A 25,836-nucleotide genomic window follows, 5' to 3' on the forward strand; every position below is an offset into this window, starting at 1 on the left:
CCTGATGAAAATATCCGTTATCCAGATGAACTCCGTCTCCGACAAGGCGGCTAACCTCGCCACCGCGGAGCGATTGACGCGCGCTGCAGTCATGCAAGACGCTCCAGACATGGTCGTGTTTCCCGAGCACTTTGACTGGGCAGGCGGCAGCGTCGCAGACAAGGTCGCGGCTGGCGAACCGCAAGCCGATGGTCCGGCATATCGTCTGTGCGCACGCATGGCAACCGAATACGGTATCTATGTGCATTCCGGCAGCTTCTATGAAAAAGTGCCCGGGCAAGACCGTGTGTACAACACGACCGTAGTGTTTGACCCGCATGGCAAAGAAATCGCGCGCTATCGCAAGATTCACATGTTCGACATTTTCACGCCAGACGGTCTGCGGTATGGAGAGTCTGATGCCGTCGCGGCAGGGGCTGAACTCAGCACCGCTGACGTGGGCGATTTTCGTCTTGGACTCGCGATCTGCTACGACCTGCGATTTCCCGAACTATTCCAACGTCTGGCTGGTAAGGGTGCCAATGTCATCGTCTTGCCTGCCGCTTTCACACTGCAAACGGGCAAAGACCACTGGGAAGTGCTATGCCGCGCCCGGGCAATCGAAACACAGTCCTATGTCGTGGCCTGCGGCTCTCACGGTCCGTTCAGCCAGGGCGGTGAGACCCGCTATACCTATGGCCATTCAATGATTGTCGATCCCTGGGGCCATGTGATCGCCAAATGTTCAGACGGCGACGGCTTTGTCACCGCACGCCTGGATATTCAGCTGATTGATCGAGTACGTAAACAAATCCCGTTAGCCAAACACAAGGTGCTGCAGTGAACAAGTTTGATATCAATCCGATGCCGGCGCCGCTGGATTCGAAATACGTAGACCTGCTTTCCGAGGTTGAAACCGCGACGGTCGGGCACTTTCGTCACTGGGGCTTCATGGCTCCCGAAATCAAGCCGATCAACCATTCGCGCAAGATTATCGGCACAGCCGTGACCTTGTCCCTACCGGGCCAGGATTCCACTTTGTTGCATCACACGTTGAGTCTGCTACGCCCGGGCGACATCCTGATCATCGATCGCCTCGGGGATCAGAAGCATGCCTGCCTCGGTGGTGGCGTGGCACTGGGCGCGTCGCTGGCTGGCGCACATGGCGCGATCGTGGACGGCATGTGCACGGACCCATCCGAGCTGGAAGCGTTCAACTTCCCCGTATGGGCGCGTGGCGTCTCACCGATCACCACCCGCATCTACAACATCGGCGGTCAACTGAACAAGCCTGTCGCATGCGGTGGAGCGGTCGTCAGCCCGGGCGACATCATCCTGGCAGACGAAAACGGCGTGTTGGTACTGCCCGCGGACGAAGTTGCCGAGGTGTCAAGACTGGCATTGGATAAACAAGCGCGCGGAAACGCTAATGGTGAGCGCATGCGCCGTGGCGAGCGGCTGGGCGATCTGTCGGGCGCCAGCAAGTACATCCTCGAACAAGCGTAAAGAGCACTCTTTGGAGAATCGCATGAGACTCTGTCAGATTATTGCTGTTGGTATTGCCTCTAGTTGTCTGGCTTTCATGGCGACCGTCGCCCACGCCGCCTGGCCAGAGCGCCCGATAAAAATCGTGGTTCCGTTCCCTCCCGGCAATTCCTCTGATGTCTCTATGCGTTTGCTGGCGGAATTGCTGGCGCCACGCTTGGGGCAGGCTGTCGTTGTCGAAAATAAAGTCGGCGCAGGCGGCACGATAGGTACGGGTTACGCCGCCAAGCAGCCTGCGGACGGCTACACCCTCGCCATGGGATCGACGGGGCCTCTGTCAATCGGACCGTGGCTGCGTCCGGATACCATGACATACGATCCGCTCACAGATTTGGAGCCCATCGCCGCGGTCGCTTGGGCGCCGCAAGTCATGGTCGTGCGTACAGACGAGCCGTACGACAACATCGAGGGGCTGATCCAGCATACGAAGAAAAGTGGTAGTCCCTTAAAGTATGGAACGCCGGGAGTGGGAACAACCCCGCATCTGGTGATCTCGAAATTCCTGCGTGATGCCGGCATCCAGGGCCAGCACATTCCCTACAAAGGAGGCATGCAAAGTCTCGCTGATCTGATCGGCGGGCAGGTCAACTTCATGTCCGATAACGTGCCGGTTTTCAGCGCAGCCCTGGACGGCAAGCGCGTAAAACCCATTGGCGTGACTTCTGCCGAGCGCATTCCCAATCTGCCCAACGTTCCGACGCTCGCGGAGCAGGGTTTGAAGGGCTTCAGCATGCAAGGCTGGATTTTGCTCATGGCTCCCGCCGGGGTACCCGATGAAGCAAAAAAACGCCTCGAAAAGGAAGTCGCCGCCGTCATGCAGGATAAAAACATGCAGCAACGTCTGCTGGGTTTCGGTTTGGTTCCGATGAGTATGCCTCAGTCAGAAATTCCCGCTTTTCTGAAAGACGAGTCGCAAAAGTGGAAAGAGGTCGTTGAGCTCTCTGGAGCGCAAAACTAGTGCGCAATAACTTTCTGGAATAGAACGAATGAATTTATATCGCTTGTGTTCGTTCCAGCAATGCTGCCATGATGAAAGAAAGGAACTTTAGCCAAGTCAGTACTCCCTGCGCCACACAAACCTACAACGAGGAGACAACGTGGACGTTGCAGCACCCATGACTAAAGAAAACTCGGCGGAAACACTCGACAAGCGTGCCTTGACCCGGCGCAGCCTACTTGCCCTCGCCGCGCTCGCGCCGATTGCACGCACAGCGGCCGCCGAGTCAGCGTATCCGTCCAAACCCATACGATTAATCATCCCATTCAGCCCCGGAGGCGCCACCGATGTCGCAGGCCGGCTCGTCGCGGACGGCCTCGCCGCAGCGCTAAAAACAACGGTTGTAGTCGAGAACCGCGATGGTGCAGCCGGCGTTATCGGATTACAAGCGGCCGCAAAATCCCCTGCCGATGGCTATACCATAGCCATCGCGGGCAACTCGCTCTTGACCTCGCATCGCACGTTGTACCCGGCGTTGCCCTACGACCCACCGAAAGACTTTCTGCCTATTGCACGTTTAGTCGCGGGTTCCCACATTCTGGTCGTCAAACCCTCGTCACCGTTCAAAAACGTTCAAGACCTCATACAAGCAGCAAAGAAGAACCCGGGCCAGATTACCTACGGGTCCGGCGGCAAAGGCACTAGCGTTCATTTGGCGGCGGAATTGTTCCAGATCCAAGCGGGCATCAAGCTGCTGCATGTACCGTACCGCGGCACATCGCTGGCCCTCAATGGCTTGTTGTCGGACGATACGGATCTGCTGTTCGACACAACCCCTTCCGCATCCCCACGAATTCTGTCGGGACAACTGAGGGCCTTGGGTATCGCTTCCTTGCAGCGCGATCCAAATCTGCCGGATGTCCCCACCATCGCAGAACAAGGCTTGCCGGGATACGAAGTGCTGTTCTGGTTAGGCATGTATGCGCCTAAAAATACACCGGCACAAGCACAACAGACCCTTGAACGCGCCGTTCACGAAGTCGTCACCAGCGCGGAATTCGAGCGCAAATTAAAGACGTTGGGAATGACTTCCTACTTTGCGACAGGTGCTGATCTGTCTGATCAAATCGCTCGGGAAACGAACGAGTGGCGCGACGTTATACACAAAGCTGGCATAACCATGGAGTAACGTAGTAATGACCGCACTTAATTCACTGGGATTGCGCATCCGCGCTGAGTTCAACCGACCCGAAAAATCCTGGATAGACCGCGCCCGAGCCATCCCTGTGGCCGTTATCGGAGATTGCGCGCAACGGCTACAAGCCTTGCCATCAGGGTTCAGCCATTATGGCGGGCGTCAACAGTTTGCGGGCCCGGCCCTGACGGTCAGGGTGCGGCCGGGCGACAACCTTTTCCTGCATAAAGCGCTCGATCTCGCGCAACCAGGTGATGTAATCATGGTGGATGCAGATGGCGCGACGCGATCCGCCATCATAGGCGCGATGATGACGAACTACGCCAAGAGCCGTCACATCGAAGGCCTCGTCGTCGATGGCGCCATACGTGACGTCAAGGAATTGGCACAGATTGATCTTGCGGTACTCGCGCGAGGCGCCACGCCAAATGGTCCCTTTAAATCGGGCCCAGGAGAGATCGGGCAATCGATCTCATGCGGAGGCATATCCATCGCAGCCGGTGACCTCATTGTGGGTGACGAAGATGGTGCCTTGGTCATTCCCCTGGCTGAGATAGAAACCGTCATCCTCGCCGCGGAGGAAAAGCACCGGCTCGAACAAAGCTGGGAAAAGCAGATCGCCAGTGGCACGTGGGATCGCAGTTGGGTCGACGAGGCTTTAGCAAAACTTTGATCGTTTCGTCGTACGTGCCGTGAGGATACATCTGGATTCTCACGGCTCGCTAGGTCTCCCCATTTGTGGCGACGCCAGCCCTTATTTCCAGGTACATCGGCAACGTCGAGCAATTAAACAAGACAAGAAAGCTCGATGCGAGTATCATGCACAGGTTGTTTATCAATAAAACGGCTCAAAAAGCCGGCCAAAAGCCGTGTACGCGGCGCCCTTGTTGTTCAAGATTATCTACGTACCTGGCGCAGAGTTGCGAGATCGCTTTAATCACGCGACTGTGTCTGGGTAACGCTGGAATGCGTAATCCGACTCGATTTGTCTGAAGTACATCCGGCATTCTGAACCGTGTGGTTCTACTGTGTTGGCGACGTGTTTGCCAACGCCATTTCTATTGGCGCGCGCCCATGAGCAGCGCTTGTTTTTGCTGGCCAGAAGGCCTCGCAGCGCGATAGAGGTAGTAGTCATTCTGATGAATGCATTGGCATTGCCATGGGCTTTACCAACGCACGCATCAAAACCTCGAAGGGGTGACTCGTCATCCTTTCACACATGGAGGAAATTTCCCGTTGTCCATCACTAAAAAAATCAGCGCTGGCATGTTGGTGCTCGCCGTTGTGATCGGTGCCCCTGCACATGCATTCACCCCGGAATCAAGCGACCCGATAAAAATCGCGGACAATAACTGGTCGAGCCAAAAAGTGCTCGCTCGTGTCGCTCAACAATTGCTTGAAAAGCTAGGCTACCAAACCAAAGTGGTGCCAGCCGATAGCCAAGGGCAATATGCGGCAATGGGCCTGGGCGATCTGGATTTACAGATGGAAATCTGGGAAGGGACCATGCACAACAGCTTCATGAAAGAAGTCAAAGCTGGACGCATGGTCGACGTGGGCAGTCACACAGCGACAACGCGCGAGGACTGGTGGTATCCGGAATACATGGAAGAAATCTGCCCTGGTCTGCCAGACTGGAAGGCATTGAACGCATGCGCAGAGAAATTTGCCGTGCCCGAGACGGCTCCCAAGGGCCGCTATCTGGCGGGTCCGGTAGACTGGATCAAGCACGACAAAGAGAAAATCGAGGCCTTGGACCTGAACTTCACAGTGGTCAATGCCGGCTCCGCCGCAGCGTTGTTCGGCGAACTGAAGTCAGCCTATGCACGCAAAGAGCCGATCGTGTTGTTCAACTGGGCTCCGAACTGGGTTGGGGCAGAATTCGCCGGTAAATTCGTCGAGTTTCCCGAGCACGAAGCCGCTTGCGTCGAGGATCCGAAATGGGGTGTCAACCCCGATAAGACCTACGATTGCGGCTCACCCAAGGGTGGCTACCTGAAGAAAGGCGCCTGGTCCGGCTTTGAGAAAAAATGGACCTGCGGTTATCAGCTGATCAAGAACATCAACTTTACCGGCCCGATGATTGATCAGGCTGCGGCACTCGCAGATGTCAAAGGTTTGACGCACGATGCAGCCGCCACCGCATGGATCGAGCAGCACCCACAAGAGATCGCAGCCTGGATGCCAGATTGCGCTAAGTAATCTCCCTGCGTGCGCGCGACACGATCAACGTGGCCGCGTGCACCGTCCTGTGGGTCTTCGCACCATGATGTGCGTCATCTCAGATCCGTCCCGTACTTTCCGACACTATCGTTTTTTTGCGCTGAATCAGCCTTGATATCGCCATACCGCTGATCTTGTCGGAAAGTGACCGCGCAGTGTTGCGCGCTATTCGACAGGAATAGTTATGAGTGACTCGGTAAAAATTTCATGCCAAAACCTATGGCACCTGTTTGGCAAGCGCGCCACGGGCTTTCTGGAAAAACATCAGTATCAGCCCACCGACGAGCAGCTCGCCGCAGCGGGGTTGGTCGCCGCCGTCCGTGATGTCAGCTTTGATGTCCACAAGGGCGAGATCCTCATCATCATGGGCCTGAGCGGCTCGGGTAAATCGACGCTGATCCGCTGTTTGACGCGACTGATCAAGCCGCATGCGGGGAAAGTACTGTTTGATGGTGTCGACTTGCTGCAAGCCTCGCGCGCCAGCTTGACAGATATTCGTCGACGCAAGATGGGCATGGTTTTTCAGAACTTCGGTTTGCTGCCGCATCGTACCGTGCTCGAGAACGTCGCGTTTCCGCTGGAGATACAGAACGTTCCCGAAGCGACGCGGTTGGCCAAGGCGCAGGAGTTGATCGCCACGGTAGGCCTGGAGGGGCGCGAGCATTATTTCCCCCGGCAACTGTCGGGCGGGCAGCAGCAGCGTGTCGGCATCGCTCGCAGCTTGATCGGCGAGTGCGACGTGTGGTTTTTGGATGAGCCATTCTCCGCGCTGGATCCGCTGATCCGCCGCGAGATGCAGGACGAGTTCATCAAGCTGCAATCCAAGCTGCACAAATCCATCGTGTTCGTGACGCATGACTTCGATGAGGCCGTGCGCTTGGGCGACCGTATTGCGATCATGAAAGACGGACGTCTAGCGCAGATCGGGACAGCCGAAGAGCTGCTGCTGGCGCCGGCCAACGATTACGTCAAACAATTTGTGCAGCATGCACCGCGGGCCAAACTCATTACGACGCAGCGGATCATGACACCGGCTGACCCGGCTTATATCACGATCGCCTCCGATCAGGATGTGATTCGGACGACCGATGTATTGGAGAAAATCGCCAAGCGTGTCATCGCATCAGAGCGTGCCTTGCCCGTCGTCGACGCGTCGGGGGCGTTGGTCGGACAGGTCAGCCGCGAACAAGTGGCGGGAGCGCTGTTCCAATGAGTCAGGCTGCCATGCTATCGAAAAAGGACGTGGCGCAGGCGCTCGACTCGCCCCGATCGGCAGCGCCTGCGACAACGCGCAATGCTGTCGTCGCGCCGCCGTCAGGTCGTCGACCACAGGCATCCTGGCATCGCGGCATGTTTTACTGGATCGCCGCTCTGGCGATCATCCTACTGGGACAAGTGGCTGCAGGACGAGTGAGTTGGGTCGCGAAATACCCCTCCGATTGGATGTTGCCGCTAAAAGACTGGATCGACGCGTTCTTTGAGTGGGTCGTATACGGTGCGCGTTTCTTCGAAGGCACAGCGTTTGAATTCACCGCACGCAATGTGACGCGCGGGTTTTCTTCCTGGCTGTCTTATCCGTTGAGCTTCAGCGAATCGCTGTTCTTCAATGGCTTTGCCGGCAGTGTGCCTGCGTTGCCGTGGATCACGGTGATGGGGCTCGCTACGATAATGGGCCACTGGCTCGGCGGATGGCGTACAGCACTGCTCGCTGCAGTGGCGTTCACGTACCTGGCGCTGTTCGGCGTCTGGCAGCCGTCCATGCAAACGTTCGCGCTCGTGGTCATCACGGTGCCCATGGTGTTCCTCATCGGTCTGGTGTTGGGGATATTCATGAGCAAGAGCGCGCGCTTCAAGAGTCTGGTGACGCCGTTATTCGATATCCTGCAGAGCATGCCGCCTTTTGCGTATCTGGTGCCCATCGTGGTGCTGTATGGCGTCGGCAACGTGTCTGCCATGATTGCGACGGCGTTGTTCGCGGTGCCCCCAGTCGCGCGCTGTGTGGCGCTCGGTCTGGAAACGGTCAGCAGCGGTGTGCTCGAGGCGGGGCGCATGATGGGCTGCACGCGCTGGCAATTGTTGTGGCGAGTGCAGGTACCGGCCGCGCGGTCGCTGTTGCTGACAGGCTTGAACCAAGGCGTCATGCAAACCCTCGCCATGATCGTGCTGGCGGCATTGATCGGCGCCGCGGGGTTGGGCAGTGAGCTATTGACGTCGCTACAGTCGTTGCGCCTGGGCCAGGCATTGGAACAAGGTTTGGCAATCGTCGTGATCGCTGTGGTCTTGGACCGTCTGAGCCGGGCCTACGCGTTGAAGGCGCCGGTCTATGTGGATCCTGACCTCAGCTGGCGGCAGCGTCATCCTTATTTGGTGATGGGGCTGGTATTCCTGGTGGCCAGTGTGTTGCTGGCTCGCGTGGTGCCAGACCTGGCGCAGTTGAGCGGTGAACACACCATTACCTCGGCTGCCTACTGGAATGCGGGCATCGACTGGATAAACTTGAATCTGTATGACTCGGTCCAGGCGTTTCGCAATTTCGCGCTGCTCGAGGTGTTGATCCCGATTCGCACATTTTTTCAGGCGATCCCGTGGGTAACATTTGTCGCACTCGTGGCGTTGGTTGGCTATCGCTTTGGCGGTTGGTCGGTGGCGCTCGTCGCTGGACTGCTGATCTGGTTTCCTGCCGGTACGGGGCTGTGGACCGAAGCCATGACTACGCTGTATATGATCGGCACGGCTGCTGTCGTGTGCATCATCGTGGGCTTTGTGCTGGGTCTGCTGGCGTCGCGTACCGCCAACTGGTCACGTTTTGCGGCGGGCGTATGTGATTTTTTCCAGACCTTCCCGTCGTTTATCTACCTGATTCCCGTCGTGATGCTGTTCAAAGTCAGTGATCTGTCTGCCATCATTGCCGTGTTGCTGTTTGCCGTGGTGCCGATGGTGCGCTACACGATGTTGGGTTTGCGTAGCGTACCCGCTCCCATTATGGAGGCCGCGACACAACAAGGTACGACACGACTGCAGCGCTTTACGAAGGTGGAGTTGCCGATTGCGTTGCCTGAAATCATGCTGGGCGTGAACCAGGTGATTTTCATGGCTTTGTTCATGGTGGCGATTACCGCATTGATCGGCACTCAGGATCTGGGGGCGCAGATTAATGCTGCACGTTCCGGTAATGAGATTGGCAAGGCGCTAGTGGCGGGGCTGTGTATTGCCTTTATGGGGATTGCTGCCGATCGGTTGATCGGAGCTTGGGTCAAACGCAAGAAAGTCGAGTTGGGCTTGGTAGTGGCTTGACCCGTCGTTGTACTGGGTCGCCTCGGGTTCTCGAGGCGACCCAGTACGGCACCTGTTGTCCCTTAAGTTAAAACGGCTCAATGGGTTTGAAAATGCCCGTTTTTGTCATTTGTCGCCGTATATCAAATTGCGCGAGTAACTCCACAACATCGACCATGGCGAGTTGCTTGAAATCCATACGCTCCCAATCGTCTCGCGCCACGCTGACAGAGTATAGGTAGTCATCGCGTGCTTTGCCGGTGGCGGCGTCGTGACGCTGAGAAAAGCCCGATAACGTGACTCGACGGGCGCAGGGAAGGGCGGCGAATGTTTCGCCGATGATCCGGAAGCCCACCCCGTGTACATGTGCCATATAACGCTTGCGTACTTGTACGGCTGGCAAATCCTTGACAGAGAGTTTTAAGCCTCGACTCGGAACTGCTGCGGTCTTGGACGGCATATCTTCGATTTCAGGCAGATCCACGTCGAGACGGATATGTTGGCCTTGCTCTACGATGTCCAGCGATATCAACGTTTCCCTTGGCCAGGTGATGTCCTGCAGATTCTCCTCCAACCAACGCTCCATGGCGGCAGGGTCCTGATGAATCTCATGTTCGAGGAAATGGCGTCGTTGAGTCTGATTTTGCTCATGTTGATTCTTGTTTTTCTGCCATGCGTCGAGTTGGCGTCGATAGTTAGCCATAGCCTGTTGGTGGGAGGCCTGCAACGTCGCTAATCGCTTAGAGAAGAGTTTTTCCCACCAGCGTGGGGTTGGTGGCGCGGGCTGAGACGGGGCTGGGTGTGGGTAGGGCTCAGGCGAAAAGGTAGGTGAAATGTGGGGTGAAGGTGTATCTAGATGGATGTTAGCGAGAGCATCCAGCTCCCCATTGATCTGATCACATTTGCGCTGAATCAAATCCAAAATAGCCTGGCGGTTTTGCTTCTTTGCCTCCTCAACCACGGATTCGCTGACGAGCTTGCCGTCCTTGTCGTGGAACGTTAGAACACCATCATCCGTCACGCCGCAGGTTAGGGCGACGTAGCTGCGCGGTGATGCGGGCTCAGGCGCGGCAGATCGTCGTGGAGAGGGAGTAGGCTTATACAGGCTCTGACTGGATGAAAATCCCATCATGCTGGTGTTGAGGCGTGCTCCGCGCTTACCAATTCCGACCGTAGAGCCGCGTGGCCCGACCGTCCAGCTCACACCGGATTTGCTCAAATTCATACGTATGCCCGGCGCCAACTTGATGGATCGACGAAAGCGCAATGCCATAACTTCGCTCCCTGCTCCCTTACGGGACATGATGTCGTAGTACGGCTGTATATCACAAATAGTTACTTGGAGTGTCCTTTTGCTTGTTTGCTTATTTTCTTTGGGGGTACAATTAAATGCGTACTGTGGCCGAAACTCCCACGTTCCAGAAACAAGCTGCTGAAATTTGGAACGAGGATGAGCGTCATGCCTTCATCGCCTGGATTGCGGAAAACCCCGACGCGGGCGACGTCATTCCTGGGGCTGATGGAGCTCGAAAGGTGCGCTGGGCGCGTAAGGGCATGGGCAAGCGTGGCGGAGCGAGAGTAATTTACTTTCATCTGGTCGATGACGAGGTCGTGTTGTTGGTCATGGTGTATGCCAAGGCTGAGCGTGAGAACGTGATGCCCAAGGAAATCAAGCGGAGGAAAGCATGAAGACCCTGAAGAAACTGGATATGGAGAAGGTGGCCAAGGCCGTCGAAGCCGACGCTGGGCAGGCACTTCCTGGTCTGCGCGATTCTTTGGCGGAAGCCAGGGCTGGGAAGTTTGCGGAGGTGCACACGCCGGAGAAGATTAAGCGGCGTGGGCGTCCGGCGGGCAGTACTCAAGCCGTGACGAAAGAGGCAGTAAAGCTGCGTCTCGATGCCGACATTTTGGAGGCGCTTCGCGCCAGCGGGGAGGGATGGCAGACCCGCACCAACGATATGCTGCGCGCGTCCCTGGCTTTGGCTGGCAAGGTCGCTTCTGCTCGTTGAGAGTTCAACGAACTCCCTTATCTTTGGCCCCCTGGCTGGGAATGCTCTTGAGCAGTTCGCTGTCTTGCTTGACGTCAAAATGATGATCGATATGGTCCCTGATCACCGGATCGCAGTGAAAGATGGCATAGGCCAATCAAACAACATTGGAAACCCGCCTGCCAACATCTCCTCGGAGCAACTCCGCCAATCGGGTCAGGCCGTGCGTCAGGCGAGTTCGATCAATCGCGCCACCCAATGACACACGCAACGCTGCGGGGCTGAAAGACCCCGTGGCAAACGCCTCCGAATCAGTGACTCCCAACCCTTGTTGTAGCGCCGTTTGTGTGAGTCGGTACGGGTCGATATGACGCGGCAACTGGAGCCAGAGGTGTAGCCCATGCGGGTCGGCTTGGATATTTCCCGGCAGGATCGATGCTGCGATAGTTTGTCGATGCTGCATCTCGCTCTTGATCCGTGCCAGCCATTGAACGGCGGCTCCCGACTCTATCCACGTCGTCGCCAATTCAGCCATCCAAGGCGTGGGCATCAGAGCCAGCGAGCGCAGGGCGTCAAGAACCGGACTTAACGGCTCACCTGAAGGTACAACCAGGTAAGCCGTTCTCAGGCCCGGTGCTATACATTTCGATAGCGTCGAGACGTAATAAACCGGGACCGTAGATGTGTCGGCAGCCAATGAAAACATTGTGCTCGGTGGACGTTCGCTCAACAGCCAGTAAGGATCATCCTCAATGACTGGCAGCGCATATTTCTCTGCAACACGTAAAAGCTCCGCTCGTCGCGCGACCGAGAGCGTCAGCGCAGTTGGATTTTGAATCGTCGGATTCAAGTACAACGCCGCGGGACGATGTTGTTCGCACACGCGTTCGAGATCGGCAGGATCCATTCCGTGTTCATCTGACTTCACCCCTAGGGCTACGCGCTGGAGCAAGCGGGCTGCGGCCAAGAAGCCCGGGTAAGTCAACTCATCGCAAGCAATGGCATCCCCGGACTGGCTCTTGGCCAGCAGCAGTGCCGCGATCGCGGTTTGCGCACCAGAGCAGACCACGACCCGCTCAATGTCCGTGTTGCCAATCATCGGCTGCAGCCATTTTGCCCCTGCGGCACGATGCCGATTCGCCCCTGCGCCCACGTGATAGCTCATCAGATCCATCGGGCTGGCTGTTGTCGGGGTTGTGCCACCGCCTTGCGCGAGCATGTGCGCAAACTCTGCACTGTTGAGCAAGGGAGGGATATTCATTCCCAGATCAATCGTCCCGTTTGTTCCCGATTCGGAATAGGCGACATAGGTCCCACCTGCGCCGTGAGCCTCCAAAAGCCCTTTCTGGCGAACTTCCGTGTAGGCACGAGTGACGGTCGTGAGATCGACTCCCAATGCCTGGGCGAGTTCGCGTTGAGGGGGCAGGCGATCGCCCGGTTTGAGAACGCCATCCTCCACCGCGGTAACGATTTGCGCGGCGATTTGCTGGTACCGAGAGCCCAAGCCTGCCGTCAGGGGGCGCACCCAAGACAGGTTTACTTTCTTAAGGCGGCGCGTGGGAGACGAGTCGTCCGGCGATGTATGGATTTTTGGCAATTTTGTTGGGGACAAAAAAGCCATATAATACAAAAAATCTGGTTATTTGTATGGATTTAAGGCGTTTGGATTGAACACTTGTATGGATTGTGGTGTCCGGCCAACTCGCCACCAGGTGGTAACTGAAGCTGCTGAAGCAGCGTTTTGAGAAAAAGATGCAGTGGGTCCCTATAGTCTTCGGTTCGTTTAAGTTGATCGTGTTAGTCGTCGCCATGTACTTCGGCATTAAGTCGCATTACGACGGAGAGAAGGCAGAGAAAGCGAAAGAGAAGGAGAGAGAGTCTTCCGCAGATTCAGGAGGCTCCGTCGGGCCTCAAAAGTAAGGCTCAATAGGAGGGGTGTCACTGATCACCATCAGCTCACTGCTGGTCGTGTTTTTAGAGTTTCTTGATCATCAGATCAGTGATATCGGAAAGCGCCGTCGATTGGGCATCTTCGCCACAAGTAGAAATAAATGCACGGTAGTCAGCTAGCAAGCTAAGGCTTTCATCTTCCATCCAATCCTGATAACGGCCTTCTCCATCGAGCTTGTTGATCGCAAAACCGATGACAATTAGCAGTGTTGCGGTTGCCGCGTCGCAAGGGCAGGCCGTGCCGCCACCTGCAATCAGCGCCTCACCTTTATCGGTTTCTTTTTGCAGACGGGTATAAATGGCCTGCAAATCCGACAGCGACCGGGCCTCTAGAGCACGAGCCGCGCTACGGTCTATGTCCAATGTAGTGGGTAGGACCGCCGTCGAACGGCCCGCATGAGGTACTGCCAGTTTCACCGTTTCTGCTTCTTCGTGGGCCGTCGGGCTTTTTTGAAGTCCATCGAGGCGAAGCTTGAGTGCTTCGAATGCATCGCCTGCATCCTCAATGCGCTGTAAGTCCCCACTTTTCGATGCCAAGTCCAGACGTCTCTGCATCAAGGCCTGGGCATCGTCGAGGCGCCCCTGTTCGAAGGCCAGTACGCCAAGTTGAAACAAGCAGTCGTCGATGTGTGCCGACTCGTCATGTTGGAGTGAAAGCGCCAAACGGCGTTCGAGCAAGGTGCGTGCCGTATCGTAGTCGTGCAGCATGTAGGCGTTTTGAGCCAGATTGGTCAGTACAACGTTCAGCTTGTTGCTGTTTGCGCCGTACAAGCGCTCGCCCGTGGCTAGAACTTGCTCATTGATTTGCCTGGCACGCAAGTATTCCCCCGCCTCATGCAAGCAGTAGGCGAGGCGCTCTTGCGTGCCCGCGCATTGATTTTCATCTACCTTGGGGACGGTGTCGAAAAGAGCGATGGATTTCTCGTAGTATCGGATGGCATCTGACCAATGGCCCATTTGCTCGGCGTGAACGGCGAGTAAATAGACGGGTGGGACAGCTGAGCCAGATTGCAACGTGAGATCGACGGGCGAGTCTTCGATTGACTGTAAATACTCTTGAGCGAGCTCATAGTCTTTATGCGCCGCCAGACTGATCAGACGCAGTCCCTCCGAGATATTTTTTTCGATTCCCCGTCCTTCGTAATACGCTTTTCCCAGAAAATAGTTCGCGCCGACATGATCGGGGCCGGCCTTGAAAAATAGCGCAACGGCTTTGCGCTCGTTGCGCAGCACGATATCTCCGGCCCAGTATGAAAGCCCCAAATTGAAATAACCTTTTGGATATTGAGCCTGTGCCGCTCGTCGAAACCAGTAGAGAGCTCTCAACGGACTAACCGATACGCCCACTCCATTGTCGTATGCGTAACCTAGAGAAACCATAGCGTCGTTGTCACGCAGGCGAGAGCCTTTTTTGAACCACCGAACCGATTGAGGCAAGTCTTTGCGAAGACCGCCTCTACCCTGAGTGAAGAAATGGCCGAGATTGTTCATGGCCTTGCCGCAACCTGCGGCGGCACCTTGTTCGTAGTAATGCCGCGCTTGCTCATCGTCCTGGGGCAGTCCGTCACCGTGCTGGCTCATGCTCCCCAGATTGTTGAGCGCGTCGCCATCTCCACGCTCTGCCGCATAGCGGTACCACCAAACCGCAAGCGATAAATCTTGATCGACCCCATTCTGGCCTTGGTCATAGATATCGCCTAATACGTAGGCGGCCTTGGCATCGCCGTCGTTCGCGCGTTGCTGCAGATCTGCCAAGGGCAGGCGATACAGAGAATCCCACCATGGACGTTCTGACGGGCGACGAGTGAGTCGTTCGAACAGGTGATCCACCAGGCTATTCAGGACCTTCGCGGCGATGACTGTCATGATCGTGTCGGAGATAGATTGGTTGTATCAACACTGTACAACAGGGGCATTCAGACATTGATGAGGAACGATCGATGACTTCGCTACAATCAATTCTCAATGAGAGATGTCGTTGCGAGAACGGCACCGTTACAGATTTGAAACACGGGGTGCGCTCATGCGAATGATTGGATTAATAGCGGGCTTTGCGCTGATGTGCAGTGTTGCGGCCCATGCAGAGACAGTACGGATACCTGTCCAGAGTGCTGCTGTTGCACATGATGATGTGACGAATCAGGACTTCGTCGACGTTAAGCTGACGGCGGAGGGCCAACGTAACCTGGCAGCGTTTACGCGTGACCGTGTCGGCAAGATGATTCATATTCGTGCCGACGATGTGATGTTGGCGTCGCCGACGGTAATGAGTCCGATCGAGGGCGGGGCGTTACGCTTGTCTCCCGGTGTGGATGGTTTTGGCGGGATGTCTGCTCAGGAGATTGTGAAACGGCTCAGCACGGGTAGCACAATTAACGTTTCCGACGATAAGTAGACTTGGCTGCTTCGCCGCGATGATCACCACTGCCCAAAGTAGATGCCCGCCCGCTTGTGCGCGTTGGTAGACCTCTCAACCGCCTCGTCGGACATGGTCGTGCGCCGCTTGCTACGCAGCGACCAGTCCAGCAAATGCTGCCGCATCTCGGCGCGCACTGCGGCGTGGGACTGGCTGGCGCCCAGATCCTCGAACTCGTTGGGGTCGCTCTGCAGGTCGAACAGTTGCTCGGGCTCGTCGCGCCAGTACACATAGCGCCATCGATCGGTGCGCACTGACCATGCGCGGCACTGCTGCGGCGTCTTGCTCAGTGTGAGCCGAGCCTGGCGGAAGCTGTAGTCCAGTTCGGACACCGCCGCGGCACGCCACGGCATGCCTTCCGGTGCGCCATGCAGCAGCGGCTGCAGGGCGCGCCCCTCGAGCAGGTGGCCGGCTTGCGGCACGTCCAGCGCCTGCAGGATGGTCGGCGTGATGTCCACGCTTTCCACCAACTGCCGGGACACCTGACCGCGCGTGCCCTCGGCCGCGGCGCTCGGGTCCATGATGATCAGCGGCACCCGCTGCACAGTGTCGTAGAACAGCTCTTTCTCGCCGAGCCAGTGGTCGCCCAGGAAATCGCCATGGTCGGCAGTAAACACCACCAGCGTGTTGCGCATCAGCCCGGCGCCTTCCATGTAGTCAAACAGCCGGCCCAGGTGGGTATCCAGTTGCGTGATCAGCCCCTGGTAGACCGGCCGCACGGTGCGCACGCATTCCTCACGCGCGAAGCTCTGGCTTTCTTCATGCTGGCGATAGGCCTGCAGCACTGGATGCGCGCCGGCCAGCTCCTGCTGGTTGCGCACTACCGGCAGGCATTGGTCGCTGCGATACATACGATGGTAGGGATCGGGCGCCATGTAGGGCCAGTGCGGCTTTACATAGCTCAGGTGCAGGGCCCAGGGCTGCGAGCCGCGCTTGCGCATGAAATCCAGGGCGCAGTCGGTGGTGTAGGCGGTTTCCGAATGCGGCTCGCGGACGCGCGCGGGCAGGTGCGTATTGCGCATATGCCACCCGCTGACCACTTGCCCGTCTGCATCCATCGCGGAAATGACATAGTCCGACCACGGATCGGGCGAATTGTAGCCATGACGGCGTAGGAATGCCGGATACCCGCTTTCATCGCCCGGCTCGTGGTGGCCGTCATAACGGTCGGCCTCGCGGAAACTGCCGCGCGCCAGCAAGGTGCCCAGTTCTGAGCCGCCATCGATGGCCAGCCGCTGCATGCCGGCCTGGTCGGGAATGACGTGGCTCTTGCCGATCAATACCATATCGCGCTCGCGGCTGGCCAGGTACTCGCCCAGCGTGACCTCGCTAACGGACAGCGGCACGCGGTTCCAGGTCGTGCCGTGACTGGATGGATAGCGCCCGGTGTAATAGCTCATGCGTGATGGCCCGCACACGCCCGAATTTACGAACGCCTGCTCGAAGCGCATGCCGCGCGCCGCCAGCGCATCCAGGTTGGGTGTGCGCAGGTAAGGATGCCCGTAGCTGCCCAAGTGGTCGGCCCGCAACTGGTCGGCCATGATGAACAGCACGTTCTGGATCTTGCTCATGGAATGCATGCCCCTGTTACTGAGTTGCCTTGAAGCTGGATTCGCGCACCACTGGCTCCCATTGCTTGCGATAGGCCGCCAGCGCTTGTGTCGTCTGCGCTGCGTCGGCCGAGATCGGCTCGAGGTTGATGGCGCGCACGGCCTTTTGCAGCGTCGGATCGCTCATTACCGCGGAGATATCGCGCGCCAGGCGCTCGACCTTGTCCTGCGGCATGGCGGCCGGCGCAAAAAATGCGTTCCAGCCATCCGCCGCCAGGTCGATGCCGGCCTCGCGGAAGGTCGGCACGTCCGCCAGCTCTGCCTCGCGCTCGGTGCCCGAGGTGGCCAGGATGCGCACGCGGCCGCCCTGATGTTGTGGCAGTAGCGTATCCAGGGTATCGATTGCCTGCGGCAGGATGCCGCCAACCAGTTCGCTGATCAGCGGCGCCGAGCCGCGATAACCGACCACTTCAGCCTGCTGGCCGATCTCGTCGCCCAGCATCAGCGCGAAGAAGTGCGGCAGGCTGCCGGTGGCCGGCACGCCCAATGTGAAGCGCTCGGGATGTTCCTTTAGCCATGCTCGCAGGGCCTTCATGTCTTTCATGGGCGAATCGGCCGACACCGCCAGTGCGAATTTGTAGCTGCTGACCAGCGACACGGGCTTGAAATCGCGCTGCGCATCGTAGCCGGGATCGGCATAGACCAGCGGGGCGACCACCATCACGGCGGGGTTGCCGAGCAACAGCACGTTCTGGTTCGCGTCGGCGTTGTGCAGGAGTTGCGCCGAAATGCGGCCACCTGCGCCGGTCTTGTTCTCGACGATGACAGAAACGCCCACTCGATCTTTCAGGCGCTCGGCCACCAGCCGGGCGATGCGGTCCGAGCCGCCACCGGGCGGATAGCCCACCACGATGGTCAAAGGGCCGCTCAGCGGTGCGGCCGCCCATGCCGAGGTGGCCAGCGCACATGCCGCCAGGGCGGCCAGTATCATCCGTTTGATCATGTTTTCCTCTTGTCTTGCCGTCTTTTGATGGGTTGTGGTCAAGATGGAGAGACTGTAGCAACGGACGTGTTTCTTGATCTAATCCAATATCGGCATAAGCAAACGTACAAAATCCAGGTAGGAGAGCCTCTGATGCCTTCTGTGTCCGTACAGCGTCCCTTTCATCTGGCGGAGATGCCTATGTATTGCCTGTACCAGGCTTGGTCGCAGGCCAGTCCGATGTTCGTGCGGCTGTGCGAGGGCCGCTTTGGTATTACACGGCGTGAGTGGCGCCTGCTGGCGGCGGTGGTGGAATATGGCCCGCTGACGTCGGCGGAGCTGGCGGCTACTGCAAAACTAGACCTGGTGCGGACTTCGCGTGCCCTGGGCTCGCTGTGCGGCAAGGGCTGGGTCGACAGGGGGCGCGATACAGACGACAAACGCATCACGAATGTCATGGCAACGGAGTCTGGGCAGGCGCTGTATCACGCCATGTTGCCGGAGATCGCCCATCTGAATGACTTGCTGATGGCGGACTTGACTCCGGATGAAGGACGTCAGCTGCTGCATTTGTTGCAGCTGGTGGCGCAGCGTGGCGAGCGTATGTCTAATGAGAATGTCGTGGCGGATAAGGCTAGCCGTCGGCAGGGAGGTACGCGCCGCTCGCGGGCGCGATAGCCATGTCAGCGTAAAGTCGCCAGGCACGGGGCGCCTGGGTTTCACTTATTTTCTTCTAAGGCCGATCATCAACTGATTGATCTGCCGGATCGGGTCGAAACTGCTATATCTCATTGATGCGAGATCGAAAGTACTCGGCGGTTTCTTTGTCAGTGCAATACACATAGCATCCCTTCATCCCACGATAGAAGAGAATTCGCCTTCTGTGCCCCTCCAGAATTGAAGGTCTCGTTTCCTAAGTGTTCGGAGCACGGCACGGAGATGCTTGTCCCGGACTGCAAGTCTTGCAAATATAGCCCCGCCCAGTGCGGGGCTTTCGCTTATCTCGGTTGCTTGGGCAGCGGGTGCCCGCTTCGGAGAGTTGGCGCTGCTGCACAGGGTCTATGCTGAATGCATTCGTTGCAAGCGGCGACCGTCCACACTGAATGCGACATCTTCGCTTATGCAGTTCAGGCCACAGCGGTCAAAGCCTTGTCCCCCCAGGAAATAGGTGTACGCGTCGGCAATGCGCCAGCTAAATTGCTGACTGCGTCCAAATGCGCAATGTGGTCGGCGGAGAGCTCCACCGCCAGCGCTCCAAGGTTGTCCTGCAACTGCTCGGGCGTACGAGGGCCGATGATCGGAACGGAGCCATGCGTACCGGCCCAAGCGATGGCAACCTGGCTGGGCGGGACGCCCAAGTCACCGGCAATGGCCAGGACGGTATCAAGCACTTGAGTGCGCTGTGGCGAGTTTTCTGGTTGGAACACCTTGCCGCCAAAACCCTCGGCACGTCCCTTTACGCCCTGGCGGTACTTGCCCGTGAGCATGCCGCCGCCCAGCGGCGACCAAGTCACGACCCCAAGCCCCAACGCGTTCGAGGCCGGAAACAAGTCGGCCTCGGCTTCTCGGCGCACTAGGCTATGTTCAAACTGCGCGGCTGCGATGGGTACGGCCCCTGTGAGTTCGGCCAGTGTCACAGCACGGGCCAAGCGCCAGGCGGGGAAGTTGGAAAGGCCCGCGTACAGGATCTTGCCCGACCGCGCCAGATTCTCGAAACCGCGGACAATCTCTTCGGTAGGCGTGACCTGATCTGGCCAGTGCGCCCAGTAAATGTCGATCCGATCCGTCTTCAGCCTTTTTAGGCTCGCTTCGACCGACGCGATAATCGCCTTGCGGCTGTTCCCGGTGACCAGGCGATTGGCGTTGGGCGCTGCGCCACGGGTGAATTTTGTGGCCAGCACGAAATCCTCGCGCCGTCCCTGCAGCAGCTTGCCAAGCAGTTCCTCGGATTGGCCGAACTGGTAGACATCAGCAGTGTCGATGAAATTGCCGCCTGCTTCACTGTAGGCGTTCAAAATGGCCTCGGCGATATCAGGGTCAGCCCCGTGCCCCCAGCCTGTGCCGAAGTTGCCCGTGCCCAACGCGACCTGCGACACCTGCAGGCCGGTTTTGCCGAAAACGGTGTATTTCATTTTGGCTCCGATTGAAAGGTTGTATTCATGACTTCTATGCTGGTTTCGTCCGGCGCAACACGACAAGATTGCTCACCGACGTCTGCACTACCTCGTCGTCCTGGTTGAACGTGGTGGTGCATACCTTCACCAGTCCTTGCTCTGGTCTGGACTTCGACGGCCGGACTTCGAGTACTTCGCTCTCTACGCGCAGCTCATCGCCAGGCCGTACCGGTCGCGGCCAGCGCAATTCATCAACGCCTGCACCCACGATGCCGCCCGCAGGTTTGAATTCGCTGTCGACCAGCAGGCGCATGGTCACCGCGGCGGTGTGCCACCCACTGGCCGCAAGACCCCGAAAGATCGAGGCCCGGGCCGAGCGCTCATCGAGATGGAAAGGTTGGGGGTCGAACTCCGCGGCGAAAGCTGTGACGCGGCTCTCCTCAATGCGGATACGCGTCGTTCCAGGAAATCGCTGCCCCGGCTCCAGGTCTTCCAGGTAAAGGAGAGTCATGGCTATTTCCGTTGCTTCAAAGCACTTCAAGCGCCAGGGCAATGCCCTGACCGCCGCCAATGCACAATGTCACGACTCCGCGCCTGAGTCCGTCACGGCGCATCGAATGCAGCAGCCGTGTCGTCAGTACCGCTCCAGTGGCTCCAATGGCATGACCATGTGCAATGGAGCCGCCTTCGACATTGACGATGTCCTCCGGCAACCCCAGCTCGCGCAGGCATGCCAACGTGATCGCGGCGAATGCCTCGTTGATCTCGACGCGCTCGATGTCAATGTGCGTCCAACCTGCGCGCTCCAGGGCCAGTTTGACCGCCGGTATCGGCCCCAGGCCGAATAAACCTGGCTCGACTGCAGCGACGCCATGGGCGACTAGCCGCGCCCACGGCTGCAAGCCTTGGGATTCGGCGTACCCCCGATCGGCGACGATCAGCGCTGCCGCGCCGCTGTTGAGTCCCGGTGCGTTGCCTGCTGTGATCGTGCCGTCCTTGCGAAAAGCCGGCTTGAGCTTGGCCAACGTCTCCACGGTCGTCTCGGGGCGATTGGCTTCGTCGCGCTCGAACCGGACAGGGCCCTTGCGGCTGGCAAGCTCCACACCGACGATCTCTGCATCGAACTTCCCAGCGGCTTGCGCCGCGCTGAAGCGCTGCTGAGAGCGTGCTGCCCAGCGGTCCTGATCTTCCCTGGTGATGCCGAACTGGCTGACCAGGTCTTCGGTGTGCCAGCCAGAATGCTGGCCGCTGAATGCATCATTTAGGCCGTCGCGCAGCATGCTGTCGATCATCACCGCATCGCCCATCCGGTTGCCCCAACGCCCGCCAGGCACGAGATAAGGTGCCTGATCCATGTTTTCCATGCCGCCAGCGATCACCGCGTTGGCATAGCCCGCCAGGATTTCGAGAGCCCCCGTCGCGATGGCCTGTGCCCCCGAGCCGCAAACGCGGTTGACGGTCAGTGCCGGCACCTGGACAGGCAAGCCCCCGCCGATGGCGGCCTGCCTGGCAGGGTTCATCTTCACACCGGCCTGAATGACGTTGCCCAACACGACAGCGTCGACCTTATCCGCGGCTAGGCCCGAGCGGCTTAGCGTCTCACGCACGACTGCGGCACCCAGTGCGGGCGCGGGAGTGTCCTTGAGTGCGCCGCCGTAGGTACCGATGGGCGTGCGCACCGGGGCGCACAGGACGATTTCAGGTTTGCTCATGGGAACTCCTTTTGATGTGAGCGGGAACATCGAAAACCAGGCAAGTCGTCGTAGCATGGGCATACAGCTTGCCGTCGGGGCCCACGATGCGGCCTTCCGCGGTGGCTACCTGTCGCCCTGCATGGATCATCTTGCCCTCGGCGCGTACCGGTGGCACGCGGTCGTTGAGCGGGGGGCGCCATGTTCACCTTCAGTTCGAGCGTGGTGAAACCTTTACCCGCAGGCAGCGTGGCATGGGTCGCACCCGACTGCGGAATCGATCAACGTCGCGAACCAGCCGCGCCAAGTCGCGCTCTTACGGCTTCTTCCTCTCCGCGCCAACGCGCGGTGATCTCTTCGGCCTCCATTCGTCACGCCTTTTGCTGTATGATTGTATCTACAATAGTTGTAGGTACAATATATAGCATGGATAACGCCATCAAGCCACAAGGCTGCACCAACCTAAAACTGCGCCAGCTCGATCGCGTGGTGACAAGGCACTACGACCAGTATGTCGCCAGGACGGGGCTGAAGAACACGCAGTACGCCTTGCTATCGCACGTGGTCAGGCTTGGCCCTATCCGGCCGGGGGACTTGGCGCGTCACATGCAAATGGATGCCTCGACGCTCACCCGCAATTTGCAGCCTTTGGCAGCGCAAGGCTTGCTCACGATCGGTGCCGGGCCCGATGCGCGCAGTCGCCTGGTCCAGTCGACAGAAGCTGGTGTGGCCAAGCGCGCTGAGGGTCAGCGCGCTTGGAAGCTGGCTCAGACAGCCTTGAATGAACGCCTTGGCGAAGCGAGTGTTGTTGAGCTGCATCTGCTTTTGGATGCCTGTATTGCCCGCCTTGCCGAGGACGCGGAAGAGGATGTGGGCTGAGCAAATCATTGGATGGCGTCTGTTCCATATTGCGCCCCTGGCGTCCTTCGGCCTGACCGAGCAGCAGGCCATCGACGAAGGCCATGGGGTCAAGGTGGCCACGTTCCCGTTCACCGCCAACGGCAAAGCCCTGGGCGTCGGCGAACCCTTCGACTTCATCAAGCTCATCGCCAACGCGAGTGACGGCAAGCTGCTGGGCTGCCGCTTGGTCGGTCACGACGTCGCCGAACTGCCACCGGAACTTACGCTTGCTCAGAAGTGGGGCCTGACCGCAGATCAACTGGCACGCAACGTCCACCCCCATCCGACACTCGGCGAAGCCCTGCTGGATGCATTTCATGGCCTTTCCGGGCACATGATTAACTTTTGAACCATCACTAGATTAAGGAAGAAGCTGATGACCCAAGCACTGTTCTCGCCTCTAAAGCTCGGGGCCGTACAACTTACCCACCGTGTGGTCATGGCGCCGCTGACCCGGATGCGTGCGACCCCTCCGGGCAACGTGCCCAACGAGCTCAACGTTGAGTACTACCGCCAACGCGCTTCCCAGGGGGGGCTGATCATCACCGAAGGCGCGCAAATCTCGCCGCTTGGCCAGGGCATGCCGGCGACGCCCGGAATTCACAGCGAAGCGCAAATCGCTGGCTGGAAAGTGGTCACCAAAGCGATCCATGACAAAGGCGGTTTTGTGTTCCTGCAGCTATGGCATGTTGGCCGTATTTCACATTCGTCGTTGCTGAACGGTCAATTGCCCGTCGCGCCGTCGGCCATCGCCGCGCCCGGCAATGCCTTCACCGCGGACTTCGGCCGGGCACCCTTCGAGACGCCGCGAGCGCTCGAAACCGCAGAGATCGCGGCGGTCGTCGAGGATTACACGCGCGCCGCGTTGAGCGCGCAGCGGGCAGGCTTCGATGGCGTCGAGATCCACGGGGCCAATGGCTACTTGCTGGAGCAATTCCTGCAAAGCCGCAGCAACCAGCGCACAGATGACTATGGCGGTTCGATCGAGAACCGCTGCCGACTGATGCTGGAGGTGGCGCGCGCTGTATCGGCCGTCTTCGGCTCGGATCGGGTCGGTATCCGCCTGTCCCCCTTCGGCGTGGCCAACGGCAGCGGCGAGGGTGATCCGCTGCTTCTGTACACCTATCTCATCGATCGCCTGGCAGAGCTGGATCTGGCGTATCTGCACCTGATCGAGCCCCGGGCCAGCGGCGCGGGACAGGCCGACGTCGATCATCAGAACGTACCTTTTGCCTCGGAGCTGTTCCGACCCCACTGGCCCAATGCCCTCATCGCTGCGGGCAACTACAAACCCGACACGGCCTCCACCGCTATTGACGCCAATCGCGCGGACGCCGTTGCATTCGGACGCCTGTTTATCGCCAATCCCGATCTGCCCGAGCGGGCTCGTCGGCGCGTAGGCCTGAATCCCTACAACCGCGCCACTTTCTACGGTGGTGGGGCCGAAGGTTATCTGGACTACCCGACCTTTGAAGCATCGAAGCTGCCAGCGGGGCAGCAGTGAACAACATGTCATCTGTCGAACGTTCCCCGTCAGCGCTGTCGCGCGCCCCACAAACGCTGACGGCGGGCGTGTTGTTCCTGCTCGCCGCGCTGGCGGCATTGGGCGCGCTGGCCACGAACATCATCCTGCCGGCGTTTCCAACCATAGGCCAAGACCTTGGTGTTTCAGTCCGGGATCTTGGCGCAACGCTCAGCAGCTTCTTTCTGGCCTTCGCCGTAGGGCAGTTGTTCGTCGGACCTCTGTCCGATCGCTTCGGCCGTCAACGGCTGGTGGTGATCGGGCTGGCCATTTTTATGGTGGGCAGCGTGATCTGCGCTCTGGCGAGTACGCTGCCGCACCTCATCAGTGGTCGGGTGGTGCAGGCGCTGGGCGTTTGCGCGACTTCGGTGCTGTCGCGTGCGATCGCCCGCGACCTCTTTGATGGCCAGGAACTTGCTCGTGCGCTTTCATTGACGATGGTTGCGATGGCGGCGGCACCTGGATTCTCGCCGCTGTTGGGTGGTGCCCTAGAAGGGCTGCTGGGCTGGCGAGCCACCTTTATCGTACTTGCAGGGATTGCGCTGCTTCTGGGGCTGGGGTACGTGACCGGGCTAGGTGAAACCCATGCACCGGACAAGCGTTCCCCGCTATCCATTCGCGCTGTGCTGCGCACCTATGGATCACTGGCGCGAGATCGCAGGTTGATGGCGCCCGCCGTGGCAGTTGGTATGGTCATCGGTGCGCTCTATGCGTTCTTCTCGATGGCGCCAGCTATACTGCTGAGCGGCTTTGGGCTCACCTCGTTGGCATTCGGGCTGTTTTTTGCATCCATCGTGTTCGTCGTATTTGGGGCAGGCCTGTTGGCGCCACGACTGGCGCAACGCTGGGGTACAACAAGAGCCGCGTGCGCCGGCCTTTTCGTCGCCCTGGCGGGTAGCGCACTCCTGCTGTTTGGTCCGGAAGAGTTTTTCGTTTTCTGCACGGCGTTGAGCATCTTTCTGTTTGGGATGGGACTGTTCAACCCGCTGGGCACATCGGTTGCGCTGCATCCTTTCGCGCGACAGGCGGGGGCCGCCTCAGCCATGCTGGGTTTTCTTCAGATGGGATTCGCTGCACTGGCAATTGCCGTCGGAACCATGCTGCCTTTGCCTGCCTATACGGTGCTTGGCACGATCCTGTTTGTCGCGCTTGGCGGTGCATTTCTAAGTTTTTTGTTAGCCCGTTAGTTCGGCTGCATCTGAGCAAGCTGCGGAGGGTTGGATCCGCAGCCCACGACACTTCACGTTCAATGCGGTGTGGTGCCAACACGCTGTTGTCGCAGCCGCAAGGCACTGCCGACGATGGAGGCCAAGCTCAGGCTCATGGCCAACGCCGCGATCGTCAGGGTGTCGACCTTGCGCACGCGCTCGATGGCGGCCGCGTCACGAAACGGGATGCCCTGGGGCGCTTCGCGTCTGGTCGCCACCATGATAGACATTGGCGTGGCCAGCCGTAAATCGCACGGGCAGGAGATGATCAACACGGACGAACATAGGAGCATCTGTTCCTGACCACACCGTATTCACTCTGCGTCGTTCTGCGAGTCAAGCCGGAGCACGCGGAGGAATTCG

The 25,836-nt window shown here is 58.7% G+C and carries 25 protein-coding genes and 1 pseudogene; 16 read left to right on the forward strand and 10 right to left on the reverse strand.

Annotated elements, in window-relative coordinates:
• The first annotated feature begins 4 nt into the window (after positions 1–4).
• The 8 genes from ACYVI2_RS18140 to ACYVI2_RS18175 all read left to right on the forward strand — a co-directional run bounded on the left by ACYVI2_RS18140 (position 5) and on the right by ACYVI2_RS18175 (position 9,173).
• On the forward strand, positions 5–823 hold the full coding sequence (locus ACYVI2_RS18140; RefSeq protein ID WP_415816119.1) for a carbon-nitrogen hydrolase family protein: 819 nt from the start codon (positions 5–7) through the stop codon (positions 821–823).
• The gene (locus ACYVI2_RS18145) at positions 820–1,485 is read left to right on the forward strand and encodes an RraA family protein (protein WP_415816121.1); all 666 of its coding nucleotides are present in this window, start codon (positions 820–822) and stop codon (positions 1,483–1,485) included. The genes ACYVI2_RS18140 and ACYVI2_RS18145 overlap by 4 nt, the downstream gene beginning before the upstream one ends.
• A gap of 22 nt (positions 1,486–1,507) precedes the next feature.
• Entirely contained in the window at positions 1,508–2,482 is a 975-nt protein-coding gene (locus ACYVI2_RS18150; RefSeq protein ID WP_415816123.1) for a Bug family tripartite tricarboxylate transporter substrate binding protein, read from the forward strand.
• Positions 2,483–2,639: 157 nt separating this feature from the next.
• Entirely contained in the window at positions 2,640–3,650 is a 1,011-nt protein-coding gene (locus ACYVI2_RS18155; protein ID WP_415816125.1) for a Bug family tripartite tricarboxylate transporter substrate binding protein, read from the forward strand.
• 7 nt (positions 3,651–3,657) lie between these two features.
• Positions 3,658–4,329: an RraA family protein gene (locus ACYVI2_RS18160; protein ID WP_415816127.1), complete on the forward strand. Its 672-nt coding sequence runs from the start codon at positions 3,658–3,660 to the stop codon at positions 4,327–4,329.
• A gap of 563 nt (positions 4,330–4,892) precedes the next feature.
• The gene (locus tag ACYVI2_RS18165; RefSeq protein ID WP_415816129.1) at positions 4,893–5,858 is read left to right on the forward strand and encodes an ABC transporter substrate-binding protein; all 966 of its coding nucleotides are present in this window, start codon (positions 4,893–4,895) and stop codon (positions 5,856–5,858) included.
• A gap of 205 nt (positions 5,859–6,063) precedes the next feature.
• Positions 6,064–7,092: a quaternary amine ABC transporter ATP-binding protein gene (locus ACYVI2_RS18170; RefSeq protein ID WP_415816131.1), complete on the forward strand. Its 1,029-nt coding sequence runs from the start codon at positions 6,064–6,066 to the stop codon at positions 7,090–7,092.
• A gap of 11 nt (positions 7,093–7,103) precedes the next feature.
• Positions 7,104–9,173 carry an ABC transporter permease gene (locus tag ACYVI2_RS18175; RefSeq protein ID WP_415816133.1) on the forward strand — a complete coding sequence of 690 codons (2,070 nt, stop codon included), beginning with the start codon at positions 7,104–7,106 and terminating at the stop codon, positions 9,171–9,173.
• 67 nt (positions 9,174–9,240) lie between these two features.
• Here the strand turns inward: ACYVI2_RS18175 and ACYVI2_RS18180 are convergent, their stop codons facing one another.
• On the reverse strand, positions 9,241–10,425 hold the full coding sequence (locus tag ACYVI2_RS18180) for a DUF4236 domain-containing protein (protein ID WP_415816135.1): 1,185 nt from the start codon (positions 10,423–10,425) through the stop codon (positions 9,241–9,243).
• A gap of 116 nt (positions 10,426–10,541) precedes the next feature.
• Here ACYVI2_RS18180 and ACYVI2_RS18185 point away from each other — a divergent pair, with 116 nt between their 5' ends.
• Complete coding sequence (locus ACYVI2_RS18185; RefSeq protein WP_415816137.1) at positions 10,542–10,841, forward strand: DNA-binding protein; 300 nt, start codon at positions 10,542–10,544, stop codon at positions 10,839–10,841.
• A complete protein-coding gene (locus ACYVI2_RS18190; RefSeq protein WP_415816139.1) occupies positions 10,838–11,161 on the forward strand; it encodes a BrnA antitoxin family protein in 324 nt (107 codons plus the stop codon). The genes ACYVI2_RS18185 and ACYVI2_RS18190 overlap by 4 nt, the downstream gene beginning before the upstream one ends.
• Positions 11,162–11,297: 136 nt before the next feature.
• Here ACYVI2_RS18190 and ACYVI2_RS18195 read toward each other — a convergent pair whose 3' ends face one another.
• Positions 11,298–12,665: an aminotransferase-like domain-containing protein gene (locus tag ACYVI2_RS18195; RefSeq protein ID WP_415816141.1), complete on the reverse strand. Its 1,368-nt coding sequence runs from the start codon at positions 12,663–12,665 to the stop codon at positions 11,298–11,300.
• Between the two features lie 449 nt (positions 12,666–13,114).
• Positions 13,115–14,956 carry a tetratricopeptide repeat protein gene (locus ACYVI2_RS18200; RefSeq protein WP_415816143.1) on the reverse strand — a complete coding sequence of 614 codons (1,842 nt, stop codon included), beginning with the start codon at positions 14,954–14,956 and terminating at the stop codon, positions 13,115–13,117.
• Positions 14,957–15,113: 157 nt separating this feature from the next.
• Between ACYVI2_RS18200 and ACYVI2_RS18205 the strand changes: the two genes are divergently transcribed.
• On the forward strand, positions 15,114–15,485 hold the full coding sequence (locus ACYVI2_RS18205; RefSeq protein ID WP_415816145.1) for a SecDF P1 head subdomain-containing protein: 372 nt from the start codon (positions 15,114–15,116) through the stop codon (positions 15,483–15,485).
• A 23-nt stretch (positions 15,486–15,508) separates the two neighbouring features.
• Here the strand turns inward: ACYVI2_RS18205 and ACYVI2_RS18210 are convergent, their stop codons facing one another.
• On the reverse strand, positions 15,509–17,077 hold the full coding sequence (locus tag ACYVI2_RS18210; protein WP_415816147.1) for a sulfatase-like hydrolase/transferase: 1,569 nt from the start codon (positions 17,075–17,077) through the stop codon (positions 15,509–15,511).
• A gap of 16 nt (positions 17,078–17,093) precedes the next feature.
• Positions 17,094–18,059, reverse strand: coding sequence for a Bug family tripartite tricarboxylate transporter substrate binding protein (locus tag ACYVI2_RS18215; protein WP_415816149.1), 966 nt, complete (start codon positions 18,057–18,059; stop codon positions 17,094–17,096).
• A gap of 132 nt (positions 18,060–18,191) precedes the next feature.
• On the opposite strand from ACYVI2_RS18215, the gene ACYVI2_RS18220 reads away from it, so the two are divergent.
• On the forward strand, positions 18,192–18,716 hold the full coding sequence (locus tag ACYVI2_RS18220; protein ID WP_415816151.1) for a MarR family winged helix-turn-helix transcriptional regulator: 525 nt from the start codon (positions 18,192–18,194) through the stop codon (positions 18,714–18,716).
• Positions 18,717–19,165: 449 nt separating this feature from the next.
• On the opposite strand, the gene ACYVI2_RS18225 is transcribed toward ACYVI2_RS18220, so the two are convergent.
• The 4 genes and pseudogenes from ACYVI2_RS18225 to ACYVI2_RS18240 all read right to left on the reverse strand — a co-directional run.
• Entirely contained in the window at positions 19,166–20,170 is a 1,005-nt protein-coding gene (locus ACYVI2_RS18225) for an aldo/keto reductase (protein WP_415816153.1), read from the reverse strand.
• A 34-nt stretch (positions 20,171–20,204) separates the two neighbouring features.
• The gene (locus ACYVI2_RS18230; RefSeq protein ID WP_415816155.1) at positions 20,205–20,663 is read right to left on the reverse strand and encodes a MaoC family dehydratase; all 459 of its coding nucleotides are present in this window, start codon (positions 20,661–20,663) and stop codon (positions 20,205–20,207) included.
• Positions 20,664–20,679: 16 nt separating this feature from the next.
• On the reverse strand, positions 20,680–21,864 hold the full coding sequence (locus ACYVI2_RS18235; RefSeq protein WP_415816157.1) for a thiolase family protein: 1,185 nt from the start codon (positions 21,862–21,864) through the stop codon (positions 20,680–20,682).
• Positions 21,851–22,143, reverse strand: a pseudogene (locus tag ACYVI2_RS18240) (PaaI family thioesterase); the annotation flags it as partial. The pseudogene ACYVI2_RS18240 and the gene ACYVI2_RS18235, both read right to left, overlap by 14 nt.
• Positions 22,144–22,269: 126 nt before the next feature.
• Here ACYVI2_RS18240 and ACYVI2_RS18245 point away from each other — a divergent pair.
• Genes ACYVI2_RS18245 through ACYVI2_RS18260 form a run of 4 tightly spaced genes read left to right on the forward strand, consistent with a single transcriptional unit; the run spans position 22,270 to position 25,452 of the window.
• Positions 22,270–22,722, forward strand: a complete 453-nt coding sequence (locus ACYVI2_RS18245; protein ID WP_415816159.1) for a MarR family winged helix-turn-helix transcriptional regulator — start codon at positions 22,270–22,272, stop codon at positions 22,720–22,722.
• Complete coding sequence (locus ACYVI2_RS18250) at positions 22,712–23,092, forward strand: NAD(P)/FAD-dependent oxidoreductase (RefSeq protein WP_415816161.1); 381 nt, start codon at positions 22,712–22,714, stop codon at positions 23,090–23,092. The genes ACYVI2_RS18245 and ACYVI2_RS18250 overlap by 11 nt, the downstream gene beginning before the upstream one ends.
• A gap of 27 nt (positions 23,093–23,119) precedes the next feature.
• Complete coding sequence (locus tag ACYVI2_RS18255; protein WP_415816163.1) at positions 23,120–24,247, forward strand: alkene reductase; 1,128 nt, start codon at positions 23,120–23,122, stop codon at positions 24,245–24,247.
• Positions 24,248–24,252: 5 nt separating this feature from the next.
• Positions 24,253–25,452: a multidrug effflux MFS transporter gene (locus tag ACYVI2_RS18260; protein WP_415816165.1), complete on the forward strand. Its 1,200-nt coding sequence runs from the start codon at positions 24,253–24,255 to the stop codon at positions 25,450–25,452.
• Positions 25,453–25,511: 59 nt separating this feature from the next.
• Here the strand turns inward: ACYVI2_RS18260 and ACYVI2_RS18265 are convergent, their stop codons facing one another.
• Entirely contained in the window at positions 25,512–25,703 is a 192-nt protein-coding gene (locus ACYVI2_RS18265) for a hypothetical protein (protein WP_415816518.1), read from the reverse strand.
• Between the last annotated feature and the right edge of the window lie 133 nt (positions 25,704–25,836).

This window comes from Bordetella tumbae (genome assembly GCF_054780995.1).

Excerpts from the sequence above, each read along its gene's own strand:
- ACYVI2_RS18155 (WP_415816125.1), top strand. The coding sequence starts at position 2,640 with ATGACTAAAGAAAACTCGGCGGAAACACTCGACAAGCGTGCCTTGACC.
- ACYVI2_RS18260 (WP_415816165.1), top strand. The coding sequence starts at position 24,253 with ATGTCATCTGTCGAACGTTCCCCGTCAGCGCTGTCGCGCGCCCCACAA.
- ACYVI2_RS18175 (WP_415816133.1), top strand. The coding sequence starts at position 7,104 with ATGCTATCGAAAAAGGACGTGGCGCAGGCGCTCGACTCGCCCCGATCG.
- ACYVI2_RS18200 (WP_415816143.1), bottom strand. The coding sequence starts at position 14,956 with ATGACAGTCATCGCCGCGAAGGTCCTGAATAGCCTGGTGGATCACCTG.
- ACYVI2_RS18210 (WP_415816147.1), bottom strand. The coding sequence starts at position 17,077 with ATGAGCAAGATCCAGAACGTGCTGTTCATCATGGCCGACCAGTTGCGG.
- ACYVI2_RS18265 (WP_415816518.1), bottom strand. The coding sequence starts at position 25,703 with ATGTCTATCATGGTGGCGACCAGACGCGAAGCGCCCCAGGGCATCCCG.
- ACYVI2_RS18245 (WP_415816159.1), top strand. The coding sequence starts at position 22,270 with ATGGATAACGCCATCAAGCCACAAGGCTGCACCAACCTAAAACTGCGC.
- ACYVI2_RS18185 (WP_415816137.1), top strand. The coding sequence starts at position 10,542 with ATGCGTACTGTGGCCGAAACTCCCACGTTCCAGAAACAAGCTGCTGAA.
- ACYVI2_RS18160 (WP_415816127.1), top strand. The coding sequence starts at position 3,658 with ATGACCGCACTTAATTCACTGGGATTGCGCATCCGCGCTGAGTTCAAC.
- ACYVI2_RS18170 (WP_415816131.1), top strand. The coding sequence starts at position 6,064 with ATGAGTGACTCGGTAAAAATTTCATGCCAAAACCTATGGCACCTGTTT.
- ACYVI2_RS18215 (WP_415816149.1), bottom strand. The coding sequence starts at position 18,059 with ATGATCAAACGGATGATACTGGCCGCCCTGGCGGCATGTGCGCTGGCC.
- ACYVI2_RS18220 (WP_415816151.1), top strand. The coding sequence starts at position 18,192 with ATGCCTTCTGTGTCCGTACAGCGTCCCTTTCATCTGGCGGAGATGCCT.
- ACYVI2_RS18230 (WP_415816155.1), bottom strand. The coding sequence starts at position 20,663 with ATGACTCTCCTTTACCTGGAAGACCTGGAGCCGGGGCAGCGATTTCCT.
- ACYVI2_RS18140 (WP_415816119.1), top strand. The coding sequence starts at position 5 with ATGAAAATATCCGTTATCCAGATGAACTCCGTCTCCGACAAGGCGGCT.
- ACYVI2_RS18190 (WP_415816139.1), top strand. The coding sequence starts at position 10,838 with ATGAAGACCCTGAAGAAACTGGATATGGAGAAGGTGGCCAAGGCCGTC.
- ACYVI2_RS18205 (WP_415816145.1), top strand. The coding sequence starts at position 15,114 with ATGCGAATGATTGGATTAATAGCGGGCTTTGCGCTGATGTGCAGTGTT.
- ACYVI2_RS18225 (WP_415816153.1), bottom strand. The coding sequence starts at position 20,170 with ATGAAATACACCGTTTTCGGCAAAACCGGCCTGCAGGTGTCGCAGGTC.
- ACYVI2_RS18150 (WP_415816123.1), top strand. The coding sequence starts at position 1,508 with ATGAGACTCTGTCAGATTATTGCTGTTGGTATTGCCTCTAGTTGTCTG.
- ACYVI2_RS18235 (WP_415816157.1), bottom strand. The coding sequence starts at position 21,864 with ATGAGCAAACCTGAAATCGTCCTGTGCGCCCCGGTGCGCACGCCCATC.
- ACYVI2_RS18255 (WP_415816163.1), top strand. The coding sequence starts at position 23,120 with ATGACCCAAGCACTGTTCTCGCCTCTAAAGCTCGGGGCCGTACAACTT.
- ACYVI2_RS18250 (WP_415816161.1), top strand. The coding sequence starts at position 22,712 with ATGTGGGCTGAGCAAATCATTGGATGGCGTCTGTTCCATATTGCGCCC.
- ACYVI2_RS18180 (WP_415816135.1), bottom strand. The coding sequence starts at position 10,425 with ATGGCATTGCGCTTTCGTCGATCCATCAAGTTGGCGCCGGGCATACGT.